18 protein-coding genes are annotated in these 15,744 nt (G+C 60.7%); 8 read left to right on the forward strand and 10 right to left on the reverse strand.

Translation table 11 applies throughout. The features are described 5' to 3' along the window. Window positions 1–331 precede the first annotated feature (331 nt). From PV760_RS05700 to PV760_RS05710, 3 genes are all read right to left on the reverse strand, one after another. On the reverse strand, window positions 332–760 hold the full coding sequence (locus PV760_RS05700) for a VOC family protein (protein ID WP_189075541.1): 429 nt from the start codon (window positions 758–760) through the stop codon (window positions 332–334). A gap of 89 nt (window positions 761–849) precedes the next feature. Next, window positions 850–1,305 carry a VOC family protein gene (locus PV760_RS05705; protein WP_018777672.1) on the reverse strand — a complete coding sequence of 152 codons (456 nt, stop codon included), beginning with the start codon at window positions 1,303–1,305 and terminating at the stop codon, window positions 850–852. A 153-nt stretch (window positions 1,306–1,458) separates the two neighbouring features. Beyond that, window positions 1,459–1,836, reverse strand: coding sequence for a VOC family protein (locus tag PV760_RS05710; protein WP_018777673.1), 378 nt, complete (start codon window positions 1,834–1,836; stop codon window positions 1,459–1,461). A gap of 146 nt (window positions 1,837–1,982) precedes the next feature. Between PV760_RS05710 and PV760_RS05715 the strand changes: the two genes are divergently transcribed. Further along, entirely contained in the window at window positions 1,983–2,372 is a 390-nt protein-coding gene (locus tag PV760_RS05715) for a DUF3054 domain-containing protein (protein ID WP_018777674.1), read from the forward strand. Between the two features lie 72 nt (window positions 2,373–2,444). Further along, window positions 2,445–2,723, forward strand: a complete 279-nt coding sequence (locus tag PV760_RS05720) for an Lrp/AsnC family transcriptional regulator (protein ID WP_354627338.1) — start codon at window positions 2,445–2,447, stop codon at window positions 2,721–2,723. 36 nt (window positions 2,724–2,759) lie between these two features. Here PV760_RS05720 and trpD read toward each other — a convergent pair whose 3' ends face one another. Beyond that, the gene (gene trpD, locus PV760_RS05725; RefSeq protein WP_064722171.1) at window positions 2,760–3,818 is read right to left on the reverse strand and encodes an anthranilate phosphoribosyltransferase; all 1,059 of its coding nucleotides are present in this window, start codon (window positions 3,816–3,818) and stop codon (window positions 2,760–2,762) included. A 148-nt stretch (window positions 3,819–3,966) separates the two neighbouring features. On the opposite strand from trpD, the gene ctaE reads away from it, so the two are divergent. The 4 genes from ctaE (at window position 3,967) to qcrB (ending at window position 8,300) form a co-directional block, all read left to right on the forward strand. After that, window positions 3,967–4,605 carry an aa3-type cytochrome oxidase subunit III gene (ctaE, locus tag PV760_RS05730; RefSeq protein WP_079581410.1) on the forward strand — a complete coding sequence of 213 codons (639 nt, stop codon included), beginning with the start codon at window positions 3,967–3,969 and terminating at the stop codon, window positions 4,603–4,605. 87 nt (window positions 4,606–4,692) lie between these two features. Continuing rightward, window positions 4,693–5,481 (forward strand): cytochrome bc1 complex diheme cytochrome c subunit, encoded by a 789-nt coding sequence (gene qcrC, locus PV760_RS05735; RefSeq protein ID WP_018777678.1) that lies wholly within the window; start codon window positions 4,693–4,695, stop codon window positions 5,479–5,481. A 97-nt stretch (window positions 5,482–5,578) separates the two neighbouring features. Beyond that, complete coding sequence (gene qcrA / locus PV760_RS05740; protein WP_018777679.1) at window positions 5,579–6,649, forward strand: cytochrome bc1 complex Rieske iron-sulfur subunit; 1,071 nt, start codon at window positions 5,579–5,581, stop codon at window positions 6,647–6,649. After that, window positions 6,627–8,300, forward strand: a complete 1,674-nt coding sequence (gene qcrB, locus PV760_RS05745) for a cytochrome bc1 complex cytochrome b subunit (protein WP_018777680.1) — start codon at window positions 6,627–6,629, stop codon at window positions 8,298–8,300. The genes qcrA and qcrB overlap by 23 nt, the downstream gene beginning before the upstream one ends. 180 nt (window positions 8,301–8,480) lie before the next feature. Here qcrB and PV760_RS05750 read toward each other — a convergent pair whose 3' ends face one another. Next, window positions 8,481–9,272 carry a GntR family transcriptional regulator gene (locus tag PV760_RS05750; RefSeq protein WP_018777681.1) on the reverse strand — a complete coding sequence of 264 codons (792 nt, stop codon included), beginning with the start codon at window positions 9,270–9,272 and terminating at the stop codon, window positions 8,481–8,483. 156 nt (window positions 9,273–9,428) lie between these two features. Between PV760_RS05750 and PV760_RS05755 the strand changes: the two genes are divergently transcribed. After that, window positions 9,429–9,722 (forward strand): HPr family phosphocarrier protein, encoded by a 294-nt coding sequence (locus tag PV760_RS05755; protein ID WP_018777682.1) that lies wholly within the window; start codon window positions 9,429–9,431, stop codon window positions 9,720–9,722. Between the two features lie 125 nt (window positions 9,723–9,847). Here PV760_RS05755 and PV760_RS05760 read toward each other — a convergent pair whose 3' ends face one another. From PV760_RS05760 to PV760_RS05780, 5 genes are all read right to left on the reverse strand, one after another. After that, window positions 9,848–10,249 (reverse strand): cytochrome c oxidase subunit 4, encoded by a 402-nt coding sequence (locus PV760_RS05760; protein WP_018777683.1) that lies wholly within the window; start codon window positions 10,247–10,249, stop codon window positions 9,848–9,850. Beyond that, window positions 10,246–11,967: an aa3-type cytochrome oxidase subunit I gene (ctaD, locus tag PV760_RS05765; RefSeq protein WP_018777684.1), complete on the reverse strand. Its 1,722-nt coding sequence runs from the start codon at window positions 11,965–11,967 to the stop codon at window positions 10,246–10,248. The genes PV760_RS05760 and ctaD overlap by 4 nt, the downstream gene beginning before the upstream one ends. Window positions 11,968–11,977: 10 nt before the next feature. Then, window positions 11,978–12,847 carry an aa3-type cytochrome oxidase subunit II gene (gene ctaC, locus PV760_RS05770; RefSeq protein ID WP_018777685.1) on the reverse strand — a complete coding sequence of 290 codons (870 nt, stop codon included), beginning with the start codon at window positions 12,845–12,847 and terminating at the stop codon, window positions 11,978–11,980. A 183-nt stretch (window positions 12,848–13,030) separates the two neighbouring features. Continuing rightward, complete coding sequence (locus PV760_RS05775) at window positions 13,031–13,420, reverse strand: HesB/IscA family protein (protein WP_018777686.1); 390 nt, start codon at window positions 13,418–13,420, stop codon at window positions 13,031–13,033. Window positions 13,421–13,581: 161 nt separating this feature from the next. Further along, window positions 13,582–15,015 carry a dipeptidase gene (locus PV760_RS05780; protein WP_039241486.1) on the reverse strand — a complete coding sequence of 478 codons (1,434 nt, stop codon included), beginning with the start codon at window positions 15,013–15,015 and terminating at the stop codon, window positions 13,582–13,584. A 125-nt stretch (window positions 15,016–15,140) separates the two neighbouring features. Between PV760_RS05780 and PV760_RS05785 the strand changes: the two genes are divergently transcribed. After that, on the forward strand, window positions 15,141–15,734 hold the full coding sequence (locus PV760_RS05785) for a DUF3043 domain-containing protein (RefSeq protein WP_039241322.1): 594 nt from the start codon (window positions 15,141–15,143) through the stop codon (window positions 15,732–15,734). The last annotated feature ends 10 nt before the right edge of the window (window positions 15,735–15,744 follow it).

Consider the following 15,744-nt stretch of genomic DNA (forward strand, 5'->3'; position numbering starts at 1 on the left):
AGAATTTCAAGTGATGATTGGGCCGCTAAAAGTCTTAGCCAAACGCTTGCCGAATCCCCCATATGTCCAGCCAGCGAAACGCTATCACCGCGGGACTATCCAAACAAGCTTCAAGTGCCTCAGTTACAATGAGTTAGCCCGTTATTTACTTGACAGTGTTGTCTCGTTTATGACAACCCTGCGACTTTCGTGACTTTATCAACTGACTATGTGACAAGCGAGTCAGTCGCATCCGGAGCAGCAATCAAAAAGGATGCCCGTCCGGTTATCCGGACGGGCATCCCTGTCGCGGCCCGCTACGGCATGGCCGTAGCGGGCATGGAGAGTGGCGCTATTGGGCCTGTTGTTCCCCGGCGATGTTGACCAACCATGCGATGCCAAACCTGTCCACGCACATGCCGAAGGTGTCGCCCCACGGAGCGCTCTCGAGCGGCACGGTGACCGTGCCGCCGTCGACAAGTTTCTCCCAGTAGCCGCGCAGCTCCGCATCGTCCGCAGCTTCACCACTCAAGGAGACAGACATGTTGTTACCCGGGTTGTACTCCATGCCGTTGGGCGTATCTGCCGCCATCAGCGTCAGGCCGTTCGGCGTCGTCAATTGGGCGTGCATGACCTTATCGGCTTCCGCAGGGTCTTGGCTGGCCTGGAAGTCCCCGAAGGTGCTAAGAGTCAATTCGCCGCCGAAGACGGACTCATAGAAATTGATTGCGTCCCTGGCGTTGTCGAGGAACGAGATGTATGGATTGAGGCGGGTGGTCATCAGTCAGTTCTCCTCATGGTTATGAAGGGTGCGCACGTCACCGTGCGGCAATGCTAACAGCGCCCAGAGGCGCCTGTCCCCCAAACTTTCTAGTCTCCGTCGTAGGCCTTTTTCAGCACCGCCAGGTCAAGTTTTCCCATCGTCATCATGGCCTCCATGGCACGGCGGGATCCGGCCTCATCCGGACCGTTCAAAAACTCGGGCATTGCGGTCGGGATGATTTGCCAGGAGACACCGAACTTGTCTTTGAGCCACCCGCACCGGCCCTCCTCTCCCCCATCAACCAGCGCGTCCCAGTATCTATCCACCTCATCTTGGTTTTCGCAGTTCACAACCAAGGAGATGGCCTCGGTGAAGCCAAGTCCCGGCCTTCCGTTCAATGCCATGAACTCCCGGCCCCCGATTTCGAATCCGACCATGATGACCGTGCCATCGGGACCCGGCATTGGCTGCCCCATGGACGCATTTGCGAACGTCGACGTGTAGAACTCCGCCGCCTCCCCCGCTTGGCCGTCGAACCACAAACAAGTGGAAATCTTCTGCATCCTGCCAACCTTCCAAAGGTCTTGGGAACCGATCGTCCCCACACGAGGCTAATAGCCCCGTTTCGTCCAAACAATGCCCGACGGCGGGTGGAGACTGGCACGCCGGTCCCACCGCACAGTGTCGCAACAGGGGGGCGCACCATCCAATCCAGGTCAGTCGCCCGCCGGCCTGACCCGACTGACCAGCCCTACCGTATTGCCTTCGCTGTCCTCGATGAACGCCATCCACTCCTCCGACTCCGCAGGACCCAAAAGGTCGTCTTCGTGGGCGAAAATCATGTGGGGTTCAGATATGACCCGGACGCCGCGCTCCTTAAGACCTGACACCAAGCCGTGGAGGTCACCTACCTCCAGATACAAGAGGGATGAGGGCGCGGCCTCCTCCAGAAGCAGCCGCACGCCGCCAACATCGAAAAACAGAAGTCCGGGAGGGTCGAACAGCGCCTTCGGTTCCGAGCCCAACAGTGCCGAGTAGAAGGCAGCTGCCCGCTGCAGATCGCCGGCGTGCTGGGCCACCTGGAGCAGTTTCATTCGACCTCCCGGAGCGCGGCCTGCTGTCGGCCCCTCCCGGTCATCGTCGCCTCAGCAGTGCACTACACGCAAGTGTCCACCGCACACCGACTTTCGGGGAACGCTCAACTTCGCGGTGGCCCTCCTCCCCCGATATTGTCAGGATCATGCTTTCAACCTCGAAATCCTGGCTTACAGCCGCGGCCGCCGATCTTGTGCTGATTCTCGTGTTCGCTGCGATCGGCCGTGACGCCCATGCCCGCGGAGACATCATCTCCGGCGCCTTCATCACAGCATGGCCCTTTCTGGTGGGCGCGTTGCTCGGCTGGCTTGTCCTGCGGGTGTGGCGTGCGCCATTCGCCGTCTGGCCATCCGGGGTGGCCGTGTGGCTCGCGGCCGTGATCGTCGGCATGATGTTGAGGGCCGTGACGGGACAAACCGTCGTCCTGCCGTTTGTCATAGTTGCGCTGATCAGTCTGGGTGTTTTCCTGCTTGGCTTCCGTGCGGTGATTGCGTTGGTCCGTCGGGTGTCGGCAAGCCGGCAACGCCGGGCCTGATCCGATCCTCCAACCACCGCATGCACTAGGCTGGGAAGCGTCCGCAACGATGCTTTTCCGGAAAGGCCCCACGTGATCACCGCTTTTGTCCTGATCAACACCGATGCCTCACGCATCCCGGAAACCGCCGAACAAATCTCGGCCATTCAAGGCATCAGCGAGGTCTATTCAGTCACCGGCGAATGGGACCTCATCGCTGTTGCCCGGGTGTCCAAGCACGAGGATCTTGCGGACGTCATTGCAGATCGCTTGTCCAAGGTGCCTTCAGTGGTCCATACCACCACGCACATTGCGTTCCGCGCCTACTCACAGCATGACCTGGACGCCGCATTTGCCCTCGGTTTTGAATAAGGACTGAGCCTGGGCACGGGAAGAACGTGAGCCAAATCAGCTTTGGCTGAGGGCCGTCCATTTGGCCAGCACTCCGGCAGCCAACCCGGCATCAATGGACTCAGTTGCCCTGCCGAAGGCAGCCCGCATCCGGTCCAGCAGGCTTCCGTCAGCGTGGAGATCGAATGCCACCAACCCTGCAGCTGCGTTGAGGAGCACCGCGTCCCTGACGGGACCGGGCTTGCCGTCAAGCACTTCGCGTACGACGCCTGCATTCACCGTGGCATCCCCACCACGGAGGTCCGCTACGGTGGACGGTTTGATACCGAGCTCGGCAGGTGTGAACACCTCTTCTGTCACGGAACCGTCCCTGATCTCCCACACCGTGGATGGCCCCGTTGGCGTAAGTTCATCAAGCCCGTCATCTCCACGGAACACAAGGCCGCGGCTACCGCGGCGGGCCAGCACGCCGGCAACAAGGGGCGCCATCCGCGCATTCGCCACGCCCACGGCAGATGCCTGGACGTGTGCGGGGTTGGTCATGGGACCCAGGAAGTTGAACGCCGTAGGAACGGCCAATTCCCGCCGAGGGACTGCCGTGTGCCTGAACGAGGGGTGGAAGACTTGAGCAAAGCAGAACGTGATTCCGGCCTCTTCCGCGTTGCGCGCCACCTGGTCGATGGACAGATCGAGGCGCACACCGAGTGCCTCCAGGACATCCGCCGAGCCCGAGGTCGATGAAGCAGCCCGGTTGCCGTGCTTTACAACCTTGGCTCCGGCGCCCGCAGCCACCAGTGCCGCCATTGTGGAGATATTCACAGTGTTGAGGCGGTCCCCGCCGGTTCCAACGATGTCCAGCTTTTCACCGGAGATCGAAATGGGATTGGCATGCTGGACCATGGCCTCCACCAGACCAGCAAGCTCCTCAACGGTCTCGCCCTTGGCCCGCAAGGCCACCAGGAAGCCTGCAATCTGCGATGGAGTAGCTTCTCCGGACATGATCGTGTTCATGGCCCACGCTGTGTTGTCCACTGCAAGGTCGTCGCCGTTGATCAGTGCTGAGATGAGCCCTGGCCAGGTATTGCTGGCTGCAGGTGCCGATGCCGGAGAAGTCACTCCCTGATGCTATCGAGCCAGCCACGCCGATGACCAATGTGAACCACGCCGGGAACTTTTCCGCGCGATTTCGCGTCTTTGTAGAAAAAGTCTCCCGAATCGGTGGTTTGCATTGGGAACTCTGGACTTTTACAGACATAATGTCCTTGTGACATCTGCGACCCATGCCCCCAGTACCCCGGCGCACCCGACGCTGAACCGCCCTAACCTGGTTTCTGTTGGAACCGTAGTTTGGCTGTCCAGTGAGTTGATGTTCTTCGCCGGCCTCTTTGCCATGTACTTCACCCTGCGCTCCACATCAGGACTGATGTGGGCCGAGGAGACGGCCAAGCTCAACTTCCCGTTTGCGCTCGTCAACACCATCGTCCTTGTGGCAAGTTCCTTTACTTGCCAGATGGGCGTCTTTGCCGCCGAGCGGCTCGAACCCCGCCGCACCGGCGGGCTCTTGCAGTTCACCCGCTGGGGCATGACCGAATGGTTTACCCTCACCTTCATCATGGGTGCCTTCTTCGTTGCCGGGCAGACGACGGAATACGCCATGCTCGTATCCGAGCACGTATCCCTGTCCTCCAATGCCTACGGCTCCGCCTTCTACATGACCACGGGCTTCCACGGCCTCCACGTCATCGGCGGCCTGATCGCTTTCCTGTTCATCATCGGCCGTGCGTTTGCGGCCAAGAAGTTCGGACACTTTGAAGCGACGTCGGCAATCGTCACCTCGTACTACTGGCACTTCGTTGACGTTGTTTGGATTGGCCTCTTCCTGGTCATCTACGTCCTCAAGTAAGCCCGGCTTGACTCTTTTTCTACAAGAGGCAGAATTTCAAGAAGCGGCTCACGGAGCCGACGCAGGATCGAATAAAGGAACCACCACGTGAAGGCACTCTCGCAGAAGCGACGTCACCCACTGGCAGCCATAGCGCTGCTATTGATGGGCCTCCTCCTCACTGGTGGGCTGTACGCCGTTGCCACATCTGTCAACCAGGCCAAGGCCGACACCACAAGCTACAGCGCCAGTGACGTAGAAGAAGGCGGCAAGCTTTTCGCCGCCAACTGCGCCACCTGCCACGGCATGGGTGCCAGCGGAACCCAGGACGGCCCCTCGCTGGTCGGCGTGGGTGCTGCTGCGGTTGACTTCCAGGTTGGTACCGGTCGTATGCCCATGCAGATGAACGGCCCGCAGGCCCAGCAGAAGCCCGCCCAGTTCAATGAAGAGCAGACCAAGCAGCTCTCTGCCTACGTTGCATCCCTCGGCGCAGGTCCGGCCATTCCCGAGGAACACCTCCTCGATGGCAAGGGAGACGCTGCCAAGGGTGGCGAACTCTTCCGCGTCAACTGCGCCATGTGCCACAACGCAGCTGCTGCTGGTGGAGCCCTGACACGAGGCAAGTTCGCTCCGGCTCTTGCAGGCGTCAGCTCACAGCACATTTATGAGGCAATGGCCACGGGCCCGCAGAACATGCCCGTGTTCAACGACTCGAACGTCACCCCTGAAGACAAGCGCGACATCATCACCTTCCTGAAGACCATTGAAGCCAATGGTTCGCCGGGTGGCGCTGACCTTGGATCCCTCGGCCCGGTCTCCGAAGGCCTGTTCGTGTGGGTTGCCGGCTTGGGTGTCATCATCGCATTCACGATCTGGCTGACGTCCCGCACGTCCTGATCGCGAAGCAACGAAAACTTCTGCTGCACGATCAGCAGTTTGAAACTGAAAATAACTCGGCCCCGGCCGAGACAACGAGAGAAGGATGAGGCGAATTATGGGCAACCATAGTGACGGCAGTCCGAACCACTCGGGCACCGTAGCTACGGCTGGTCAGAATGAGGTGGAGAAGTTCCAGGATCCTGGACTCCCTCCGCATCGTTTGCGCCTGGCTGACACGGACCCGGTAGCCGCAAAGCGCGCCGAGCGTCAGGTAGCCATTCTGTTTGGCACCTCCGTCATCGGAACGCTGGTCTTCCTGGTGGCGTACTTCGCCATTGACCTTGGCGACGACACCACCATTGCAACCATCCGCACCCAGAACCTTCTTCTGGGCCTCGGCACGGCCTTCGCGATGCTCGGTATCGGCACCGGCATCGTGCACTGGGCCAAGGCCCTGATGCCCGATCACGAAGTCTCTGAAGAGCGCCACGCTATCCGTACCGAAGAGGACCGCCAGGCAGCTGTGCGCATCGTCGACGACATCGTCGAGGAGACCGGCATCAAGCGCCGCCCGCTGATCCGCAACACCCTTCTTGGTGCTGTCGCTTTGGCTCCCCTGCCCGCTCTCGCCATCTTTGGCGACTTGGGTCCGCGTCCTGACAAGGCTCTGGCGCACACCATGTGGGCTCCGGAGGGCGGCAAGCTCAAGCGCCTGACCCGCGACCCCGATGGCACACCCATCAAGGCCTCGGATGTCACCATCGGCTCGGCCTTCCACGTTATCCCCGAGGGCCTCAACGAGCTCCACGAGGGCAAGTTGAACGAGAAGGCCAAGGCCGTTGTCCTCTTGATGCGCCTGGACCCGAACTCGCTGAATCCTTCCGAGGGACGCGAGAGCTGGAGCTACAACGGAATCGTTGCTTACTCCAAGATCTGCACGCACGTCGGATGCCCTGTCGCTCTTTACGAGCAGCAGACGCACCACCTTCTGTGCCCGTGCCACCAGTCCACCTTTGACCTCACGCAGGAATGCAAGGTCATCTTCGGGCCGGCCAGCCGTCCGCTTCCCCAGCTGCCTATCGCGGTTGATGCAGAGGGCTACCTCGTCGCTACCAGCGACTTCAGAGAACCTGTAGGACCGAGTTACTGGGAGCGTGACGAGCATGAGCGCCTCATCAACAGCTGAAGCCCCCTTCGTTCCGAAGACCAAGGTTGGTAGTTTCACCAACTTTGTAGACGAGCGTGTTGGCGGCTCCGGCATCCTGCGCGAGTTCGGCCGGAAGGTCTTCCCTGACCACTGGTCGTTCATGTTCGGTGAGGTGGCGCTGTATTCCTTTGTCATCCTGCTGATGTCGGGTACCTTCCTGACCTTCTTCTTCGATCCGTCCATGGCAGAAACCCATTACCAGGGTTCCTACACGCCGTTGTACAACGTCGAAATGTCTGTTGCCTACAACTCGTCGCTGAACATCTCGTTCGATGTCCGTGGCGGTCTCTTCATGCGCCAAGTACACCACTGGGCAGCACTGCTGTTCGTGGCATCCCTCGGCGTTCACATGCTGCGTGTCTTCTTCACGGGCGCTTTCCGCAAGCCCCGCGAAATGAACTGGGTTGTGGGCGGCGTCCTGCTGATCCTCGCCATGGCTGCCGGCTTCACCGGTTACTCCCTCCCCGATGACCTGCTGTCCGGTAACGGCCTGCGCATCATCGACGGCGTGATCAAGTCGATTCCGGTCATCGGAACGTACATCTCCTTCTTCCTCTTCGGTGGGGAGTTCCCGGGTACGGCCATCATCGGCCGCCTGTATGTGCTCCACATCCTCCTGGTGCCCGCCCTCATCCTGCTGATGATCGTGATCCACCTCTTCATGGTGGTTGTCCACAAGCACACGCAGTACCCTGGCCCGGGCCGCAACGACGGCAACGTCGTCGGTTACCCCCTCGGCCCGGTTTACGCAGCCAAGGCCGGTGGCTTCTTCTTCATCGTGTTCGGTGTTCTGGCGCTCATGGCGGCAGCGTTCACCATCAACCCGATCTGGAACTACGGGCCTTACGACCCCTCCCCTGTCTCGGCCGGCACCCAGCCTGACTGGTACATCGGATTCGTCGACGGCGCCCTTCGCCTTATGCCGGGTGTCATCAACAACTTCCACTTCGAGTGGATCGTCTTTGGACACACGCTCACGCTGAACGTGCTTCTTCCGGCCCTGGTTCCTGCGGGAATCATCTTCACCGTTCTGTTCATGTACCCATGGATCGAACGCTGGGTCACCAAGGACAACCGTGAACACCACGTTCTGGACCGCCCCCGCAATGCACCCACCCGCACTGCGATCGGCGTGGCCGGTTTCACTTGGTACTGCGTTATGTGGGCCGCGGCCGGCTCGGACCTCATTGCCACTCACTTCCACGTGTCACTGAATGACGTGACGTACTGGTTGCGGACGCTGTTCTTCATCGGCCCGATCATCGCCTTCATCGTCACCAAGCGAATTGCCCTGGCTCTCCAGCGCAAGGACCGCGAAATTGCACTCCACGGTCGCGAAACCGGACGTATCGTTCGGCTCCCGCACGGCGAGTTCATCGAAGTCCACGCACCCCTGGACGAGTACAAGCGCTACAAGCTCGTAGGCTTCGAATCACCGGCTCCCCTGCCGGCGCAGCCGAACGAGCATGGCGTAGTAACCCGCAAGGAAAAGCGCCGTGCAGCGCTTTCCCGCTGGTTCTTCGAAGACCGCGTTGCTCCGGCAACGCCTGCGGAACTTGAAGCCGCGCACGCACATGGCCACCACGAGGCCATCGAAGCGGCCGACGAGCAAAAGAGCCTGAGCCACTAACGGCCCGGACCTCGACAACAGAAGGGGCACAGTCCATGCGGACTGTGCCCCTTCTGTTGTTGGATCTCAAAGAACGCTGGAAGGGGTCGGATGTCCAGTCCCACACCGATGGTGCGGAGGCCCACCCGACAGCCACCCGAGGGCTACCCAACAGCCACCCGACGGCGCGCCGGGCAAGCTCTACTGGGTGGTCCGGTATCCCGATGCATAGTTGCGCGTAGGACGCACTCCGGGCCGCTGCAAGGGAACCCACAGCTTGTACCTGTCCGCACGGTAGTAGGAGACGGAATAGTCCACCATTGCGCGCGCAACGAAGGCATGGCGCTGGATCTTCAGCAGCGGCGATCCGACGTCCACGTTCAGCAACCTTGCAGTGGACGGTGACGCAGCCGTTGCCTCGATCATGTCCTCCCCCCACTCCATGACCAGGCCATACCGTTCGCTCAGAACGTTGTACAGCGACGTTGGCGGGGCCTCATCGAGAAGTCCTGGAACGCGGTGTGCCGGAATGAAGTTCTCGTCCACGCTCATGGGCTCGTTATCGGCCAGGAGAAGCCGCCGGAACCGAACCAGGGGCGTTCCCTCGTCAAGCTGCAGTTCCCGCGCCAGAAACGCACTGGCTGCAATCTGTTCAAAACTCAGAACCTTGGCTGCCGGGACCATGCCGCGCCGCTGCATTTCCTCGCTGTAGGAGGTCAGCTTCACCTGAAGGTCCAGCTTGGGCTTCCTCACGAAAGTTCCCAAGCCTACGACGCGCTCTATGACTTCTTCGCCGACCAGCGCGTCGATTGCCTGTCGAACAGTCATGCGTGCCAGGCCAAAACGCTCCGAGAGATCCCGTTCGGAAGGAAGGGCCGAGCCCGGCGGACACGACTGCCCAATGAAGGTACGAAGGATTTCACGCAGTTGAATGTAGATGGGCGTGCTGCTGGAACGGTCAATCTCGCCAGCAATGCCGGCTGCGTCAGCCACAGCAGAAATCCAGCAATTGAGTCATGTTTCAAGGATAAGACAGACAGCCACAGGTCTAGACCAGCGGACATTGAACTGGTGGGCTTCACGGGATGGCGGCTACTCTTGTATGGATCATTTCCTGGCGGAGTAAACCGCCGTAGCAAAGGAGCTGGCTTGCCGCAGCAGAAAGCCTTAGTCGCCGCTGAGATCGGCCTTCATGCCCGCGCGGCAGCAGTTTTTGTCCGTGCCGTCACGGAGACAGGACTGCCCGTGACAATCCGGAAGACAGACGGCAAGCCGGTCGACGCCCGATCTCTGCTCGAGGTCATGACGGAGGACTTCGGCCACGGATGTGAAGTTCTTCTTGAGGTCGCCCCCGATGCGCTCACGGACTCTCAAACTCTCTGGACGGCACGGAATGCCCTTGCTGCTCTTTCCTCCGTCCTGGAGGCTCCTGAGGCCCGCTGAGGCTACGTTGCGCGCGGATCACCCATCACACGGGGATGCCGGACGCGAAAAAGAACCCTGAATACACAAATAAGGATGGGCCCCACCTTTTGGTAGGGCCCATCCTTATTGCCGTTCTGGAACTGCTAGTGGGCGTGGTCGCCGCGGCTGTATTCGAAGACCCAGCCGATCAAGGCAACGATGGCCAGGCCACCGGCCACGTAGGTTACCCAGAAACCTACGGCCAAGCCGAGGAATCCACCTGCACACGAGAGGCCAAGAACCAGGGGCCACCAGCTCCAGGGGCTGAAGTGACCCTGCTCCCCCGCACCCTCGTGGATCTCTGCGTCAGGACGGTCCTCCGGGCGCATTCCGATGCGCTTGCCTGTGAAGCCAAGGTAAGCACCGATCATGCCTGCGAGGCCACCTACGAGCAGGATGCCGAGCACGCCAACCCACTCGGACCATTCGGTCAGGAAGCCGTACGCAATCGCTACGGGTACGAAGAAGAAGACTCCGGCTCCGAAGAGCCACGATTCAATTTTCATTTGCTGACGTCCCTCTGGTCGGCGTTACCCAGAACTGCTGCTGCGGGTGACGGAGCCTCGGCGGTGTGCACCTGGGCCAACTCCGGGTGGTGGAGATCCAGGGCCGGGCGTTCGGAGCGAATACGGGGCAAGGAAGTGAAGTTGTGGCGCGGCGGCGGGCACGAGGTTGCCCATTCCAGCGAAGCACCAAAGCCCCACGGGTCATCTACTTCAACCTTCTTGTTGCTGCGCCACGTGATGTAGACGTTCCAGAAGAACGGCAGCAGCGAAGCGCCCAGGACGAAGGAGGAAATAGTGGAGAACTGGTTCATCCACGTGAAGTTGTCCTGCGGCATGTAGTCGGCGTAGCGACGCGGCATACCTTCAACACCCAGCCAGTGCTGGATCAGGAACGTGCCGTGGAAGCCGAGGAACAGCAGCCAGAAGTGGATCTTCCCGAGACGTTCGTTCAGCATCTTGCCGGTCCACTTGGGCCACCAGAAATAGAAGCCGGCGAACATGGCGAACACGACGGTACCGAAGACCACGTAGTGGAAGTGGGCGACCACGAAGTAGGAGTCGGAAACGTGGAAGTCCAGCGGCGGCGATGCCAGGATGATGCCCGTCAGGCCACCGAAGAGGAACGTCACCAGGAAGCCGATGCTCCAGAGCATAGGCGTCTCGAACGTGATGGATCCTTGCCACAAGGTGCCGATCCAGTTGAAGAACTTCACGCCCGTCGGTACTGCGATCAGCATCGTCATGAAAGCGAAGAACGGAAGCAGGACGGAACCGGTCACGTACATGTGGTGGGCCCACACGGTCACGGACAGAGCTGCAATGGCGATGGTTGCGTAGACAAGGCCCTTGTAACCGAAAATCGGCTTCCGGCTGAAGACCGGGAAGATCTCGGAAACGATACCGAAGAACGGCAGGGCGATGATGTACACCTCGGGGTGGCCGAAGAACCAGAACAGGTGCTGCCAGAGGACGGCACCGCCGTTTTCGGGATCGAAGATGTGGGCACCAAAGCGGCGGTCAGCGCCAAGGGCGAAGAGTGCAGCTGCAAGCGGCGGGAAGGCCATGAGGACGAGGATTGCCGTCACCAGGGTGTTCCAGGTGAAGATCGGCATACGCCACATGGTCATGCCCGGAGCGCGCATGCAGATGATGGTGGTGATGAAGTTGACGGCACCAAGGATGGTTCCGAAACCGGAGAGCGCGAGCCCGAAGACCCACAGGTCACCACCGACACCCGGACTGAATGTCGTATTCGACAACGGTGCGTAAGCGAACCAACCGAAGCTGGCAGCACCCTGCGGGGTGATGAAGCCGGATACGGCGATGGTGGAGCCGAAGAGGAAGAACCAGAACGCCAGGGCGTTCAGACGCGGGAACGCAACGTCCGGGGCACCAATCTGCAACGGCATGATGACGTTGGCGAAGCCGGCGAACAGCGGGGTTGCGAACATCAGCAGCATCACGGTGCCGTGCATCGTGAACATCTGGTTGTACTGCTCTTTGGTCTGCAGGATCTGCATGCCCGGCTCGAACAGTTCTGCACGGATCAGGAGCGCCATGACGCCACCGAGGCAGAAGAACACGAACGACGCAATGAGGTACATGTACCCGATGGTCTTGTGGTCCGTGGAGGTGATCCAGTTGACGACAATGCGTCCCTTGGATTTAGGAACTACGGGAGCCTCAAGGGTCCCGGCGGATTGAGTGTAAGTAGCCACGTCGCTCCCCTTACTTTTCGTTCAGGTTCGGATTGCGGTCGTATTCCGCACCGAGCAGGCCCGTGTTGCCATCCTGGCGGAGCTTGTCCATGTGGGCCTTGAACTCAGACTCGGAGACAACCTTGACGCGGAAGAGCATTTCGGAGTGATATTCACCGCAGAGTTCGGCGCACTTTCCATCGAAGGTGCCCTCCTTGGTGGGAGTGAACCGGATGTAGTTCGTCTTGCCGGGGATCATGTCGCGCTTCTGAAGGAAGGCGGGAACCCAGAAGGAGTGAATGACATCGCGGGAGTTCAGCTCCAGGTCCACGGACTTGCCAACCGGCAAGTACAGGGTGGGGAGCAGTTCCTTGTCCACTTCGGCGCCCGTCAGGTGAGCCTGAACGCCGGCTTCGTGGAGGTCCTCGGAGATGACCTGGCCCTGCTTGTAGTTGAAGTCCCAGGCCCACTGCTTTCCGCGGACATCAACAACGACATCTGCAGGCTGTGAACGATCGTCGATCGCGCGCTGGTCCTGGTCGGTGAAGTAGAAGAACACCAGCACCATGAACAGCGGGATGGTCAAGTAGAAGACCTCGAGCGGCAGGTTATAGCTGAGCTGCTTGGGGAATCCCGTGGTGCCCTTACGGCGACGGTAAGCAATGATGCACCAGACCAGGAGGCCCCACGTGATGATACCGACTGCCAAGGCGGCGATCCATGAGTTGACCCAGAGGTCCATGATCCGGTCAGTGTGGTTGGTCGTGCCGCGCTCTGTAGGCAGCCAACCCTTCTCTACCTCTGGTGAACATCCGGTCAAAACCAACGCGCCGGCGAGTGCCAAGCCAGTGATCGAGGTGATCTTTATGCGTCGGCTGCCGGTTCGGTTCTGCGAACTCACAGACGGCCCTTCCTCTTGTTGCTGTCTCCCGGCAGGCCGAAGGCTCACCGGGCACACTAAAAGTTTTACTACCCGATGTAGAGCTTACCGCTATCAGGCGGTTTTCGCGCACATGTCAGCGCCGTGGCTCCGAACGCTTTTGAAGCGGCCCGGAGGGGCGCCGACATGCGGCGATGGCTCACATCAGTGGAACGAATCACCGCAGGCGCAAGACCCGCCGGCGTTCGGGTTGTCAATGGTGAAGCCCTGCTTCGAAATGGTGTCTTCAAAGTCGATGCTTGCACCGCTGAGGTAAGGGACACTCATCTTGTCCACGATGACCTCGACACCGTCGTAGTCACGCACAGCGTCTCCGTCGAGCATGCGCTCGTCAAAGTAGAGCTGGTAGATCAAGCCGGAGCATCCGCCAGGCTGGACTGCAACGCGCAGCCGAAGATCGGTGCGCCCTTCCTGTTCGAGGAGGCTGCGGACCTTGCCTGCTGCGACGTCGGTCAGATTGACCTCGTGCGTGGGCAGTTCGTCACTGGTGACGACCTGTGTTCCGGTGCTGTTTTCGTTGGTTGCAGTGCTCATTGGCCTACCTTCTTATGAAGCTTCTGGAGGCGGCGCCGGGACGCTGCCTGCCCTTACCCAATTACATACGGGTTATAGCTAATGCTACGTCGCGCAGACGCTTTGCTATAACTCCAGACGTAACCACTGACAGCATTTCCTTGTTCCCTGCTAAACAGGGACTAAGCCCCCAGCCCCTCGGCATTCAGACGTGCAAGCATCAACGCTTCAGCCAACACTGCGTGGCGGAAGTCGCCGATGTGGAGGGATTCGTTGGCGCTATGCGCGCGGGAATCGGGATCTTCCACCCCTGTCACCAGGATCTGGACGTCCGGATACATTTCCAGGAGGTCGGCAATGAAGGGAATGGACCCGCCGATTCCCATTTCCACCGGCTGCACGCCCCAGGACTGTTCCAAGGCCCACAAAGCGACACGGGCGGCAGATGAGGTCGTGTCGGTGCTGAAGGCGTTCCCGCGCTCCCCCGGCGTAAATGTCACCTTGGCTCCGAATGGCGCCCTCGACTCAACGTGGTTCTTCAAAGCGTCCATGGCAGCTTCGGGGTCCTGGCCAGGGGCCAGGCGCATGCTGAATTTGGCACGTGCTGCGGGAATCAAGGTGTTGGAGGCCACGTCGACGGCCGGTACATCCATGCCGATGATGGACAACGCCGGCTTGGTCCAGAGGCGCGAACCGATGGTCCCGCTCCCGGCGAGCCGCACGCCGTCGAGCACTGACGCGTCGGCGCGGTAGTCCTCTTCGGTGAGGTCGACCACCACGTCATCACGCCCCACCAGCCCGGCGACTGCCACGTTGCCGTCGTCGTCGTGGAGTGTGGCGATCAGGCGTGACAGAAGCGTAGGAGCGTCCAGAACCGGCCCACCGAACATCCCTGAGTGGACGGCGTGGTCCAGGACGCGGACTTCGAACGTGCCGTCCACCAAGCCACGGAGGCTGGTAGTCAGGGCCGGAACACCCACTTTCCAGTTGCTCGAATCGGCCACCACGATGACGTCCGAACGGAGCAGCTCCTGGTGTTCCTCAAGGAAGGTGCGGAAAGTGGGCGAGCCCGCCTCTTCCTCGCCCTCGAAGAAGAAGGTCACGCCGAGGCCGAACTTTTCGCCAAGAACTTCGCTGACGGCGCTGTAAGCAGCCAGGTGGGCCATGATGCCTGCTTTGTCATCGGCCGCACCGCGCCCGTACAGACGGCCGTCCCGTTCTTCCGCCATAAAGGGCTCAGAGGTCCACAGATCCCGGTTACCCGGCGGCTGTACGTCGTGGTGGGCGTACAGAAGGATGGTGGGCTTGCCGTCCGCGGCGGGTCGACGGGCGACGACGGCAGGGCCGCCGGGGGTACCGTCGGCTTTGTTGCACCTCAGGATACGGACGTCCGGCATGCCGGCGGCCTGTACCAGGGAAGATACGGCCTCGGCACTTCGATCGAGTTCATTGGGGTCGAAGCTGGGCCATGCAATGCCGGGAATGGACACCAGGTTCTTCAGGGAATCCATGGTGGAGTTGAAGGCCTCGTTGACCGCCTTCTCCAGTTCCTCGACCGGGATGTCGCCGGAGTGCTGTTGCTTGTTCTGCGGGTTCTCCGCATGCGCTGAAGTCATGGCCCACACTTTACCTCCGGGTAACAAGCCCCCGCGGGATGCAAGGCCGGGCTGACCGGACCCATAACCCCGGCCAACCTCCCACGAGGTAACGTGCGCCACCTCGCCGAGGGTATTCTGTATGGGTGTTCGGACGTAAAAAGGAAGAGCCCAGCGCTCAGTCAGTAGTAGACCAGGCCTACGCCACCGCCCCGGGACCGGGTGCCGGTAAGGGCACCCCTACGCCCAAGCGGAAGGCCCAGGAAGCAGCCCGGAAACGCCCCCTGGTGCCCACCGACCGCAAGGCCTCGAAGGCTGCGGAAAGGGTGGCAATTCAGGACCAGCGCCAGAAAATGCGCCAGGCCCTGGACACCGGTGACGAGAAGTTCCTCCCCCTACGGGACAAGGGACCCCAGAAGCGGTACGTGCGCGACTACGTCGATGCCCGTTTCAGCCTGGGCGAATACCTCATGTTCGGAGCTTTGCTGTTCGTCGTGATCTCGCTGATCATTCCGCCCACCAGCGCCGGCATCAGCTACGTCCTTGTCGGCTTCTGGATCATGTTCCTCGCAGTCTTCGTTGACGTGTTCATCCTGTCGCGCAAGCTCCGCAAACAGCTGACAGCAAAATTCGGCGAGGTTGAGCGCGGATCCGTTTGGTACGGCTGCATGCGTGCGCTCCAGTTCCGCAAGCTTCGCCTGCCCAAGCCACAGGTGAAGCGCGGGCAGTACCCGGCCTAGTAGCCACACC

Origin of the sequence: Paenarthrobacter sp. CC6, assembly GCF_040560085.1 — a bacterium.
Lineage (GTDB): Bacteria > Actinomycetota > Actinomycetes > Actinomycetales > Micrococcaceae > Arthrobacter > Arthrobacter nicotinovorans.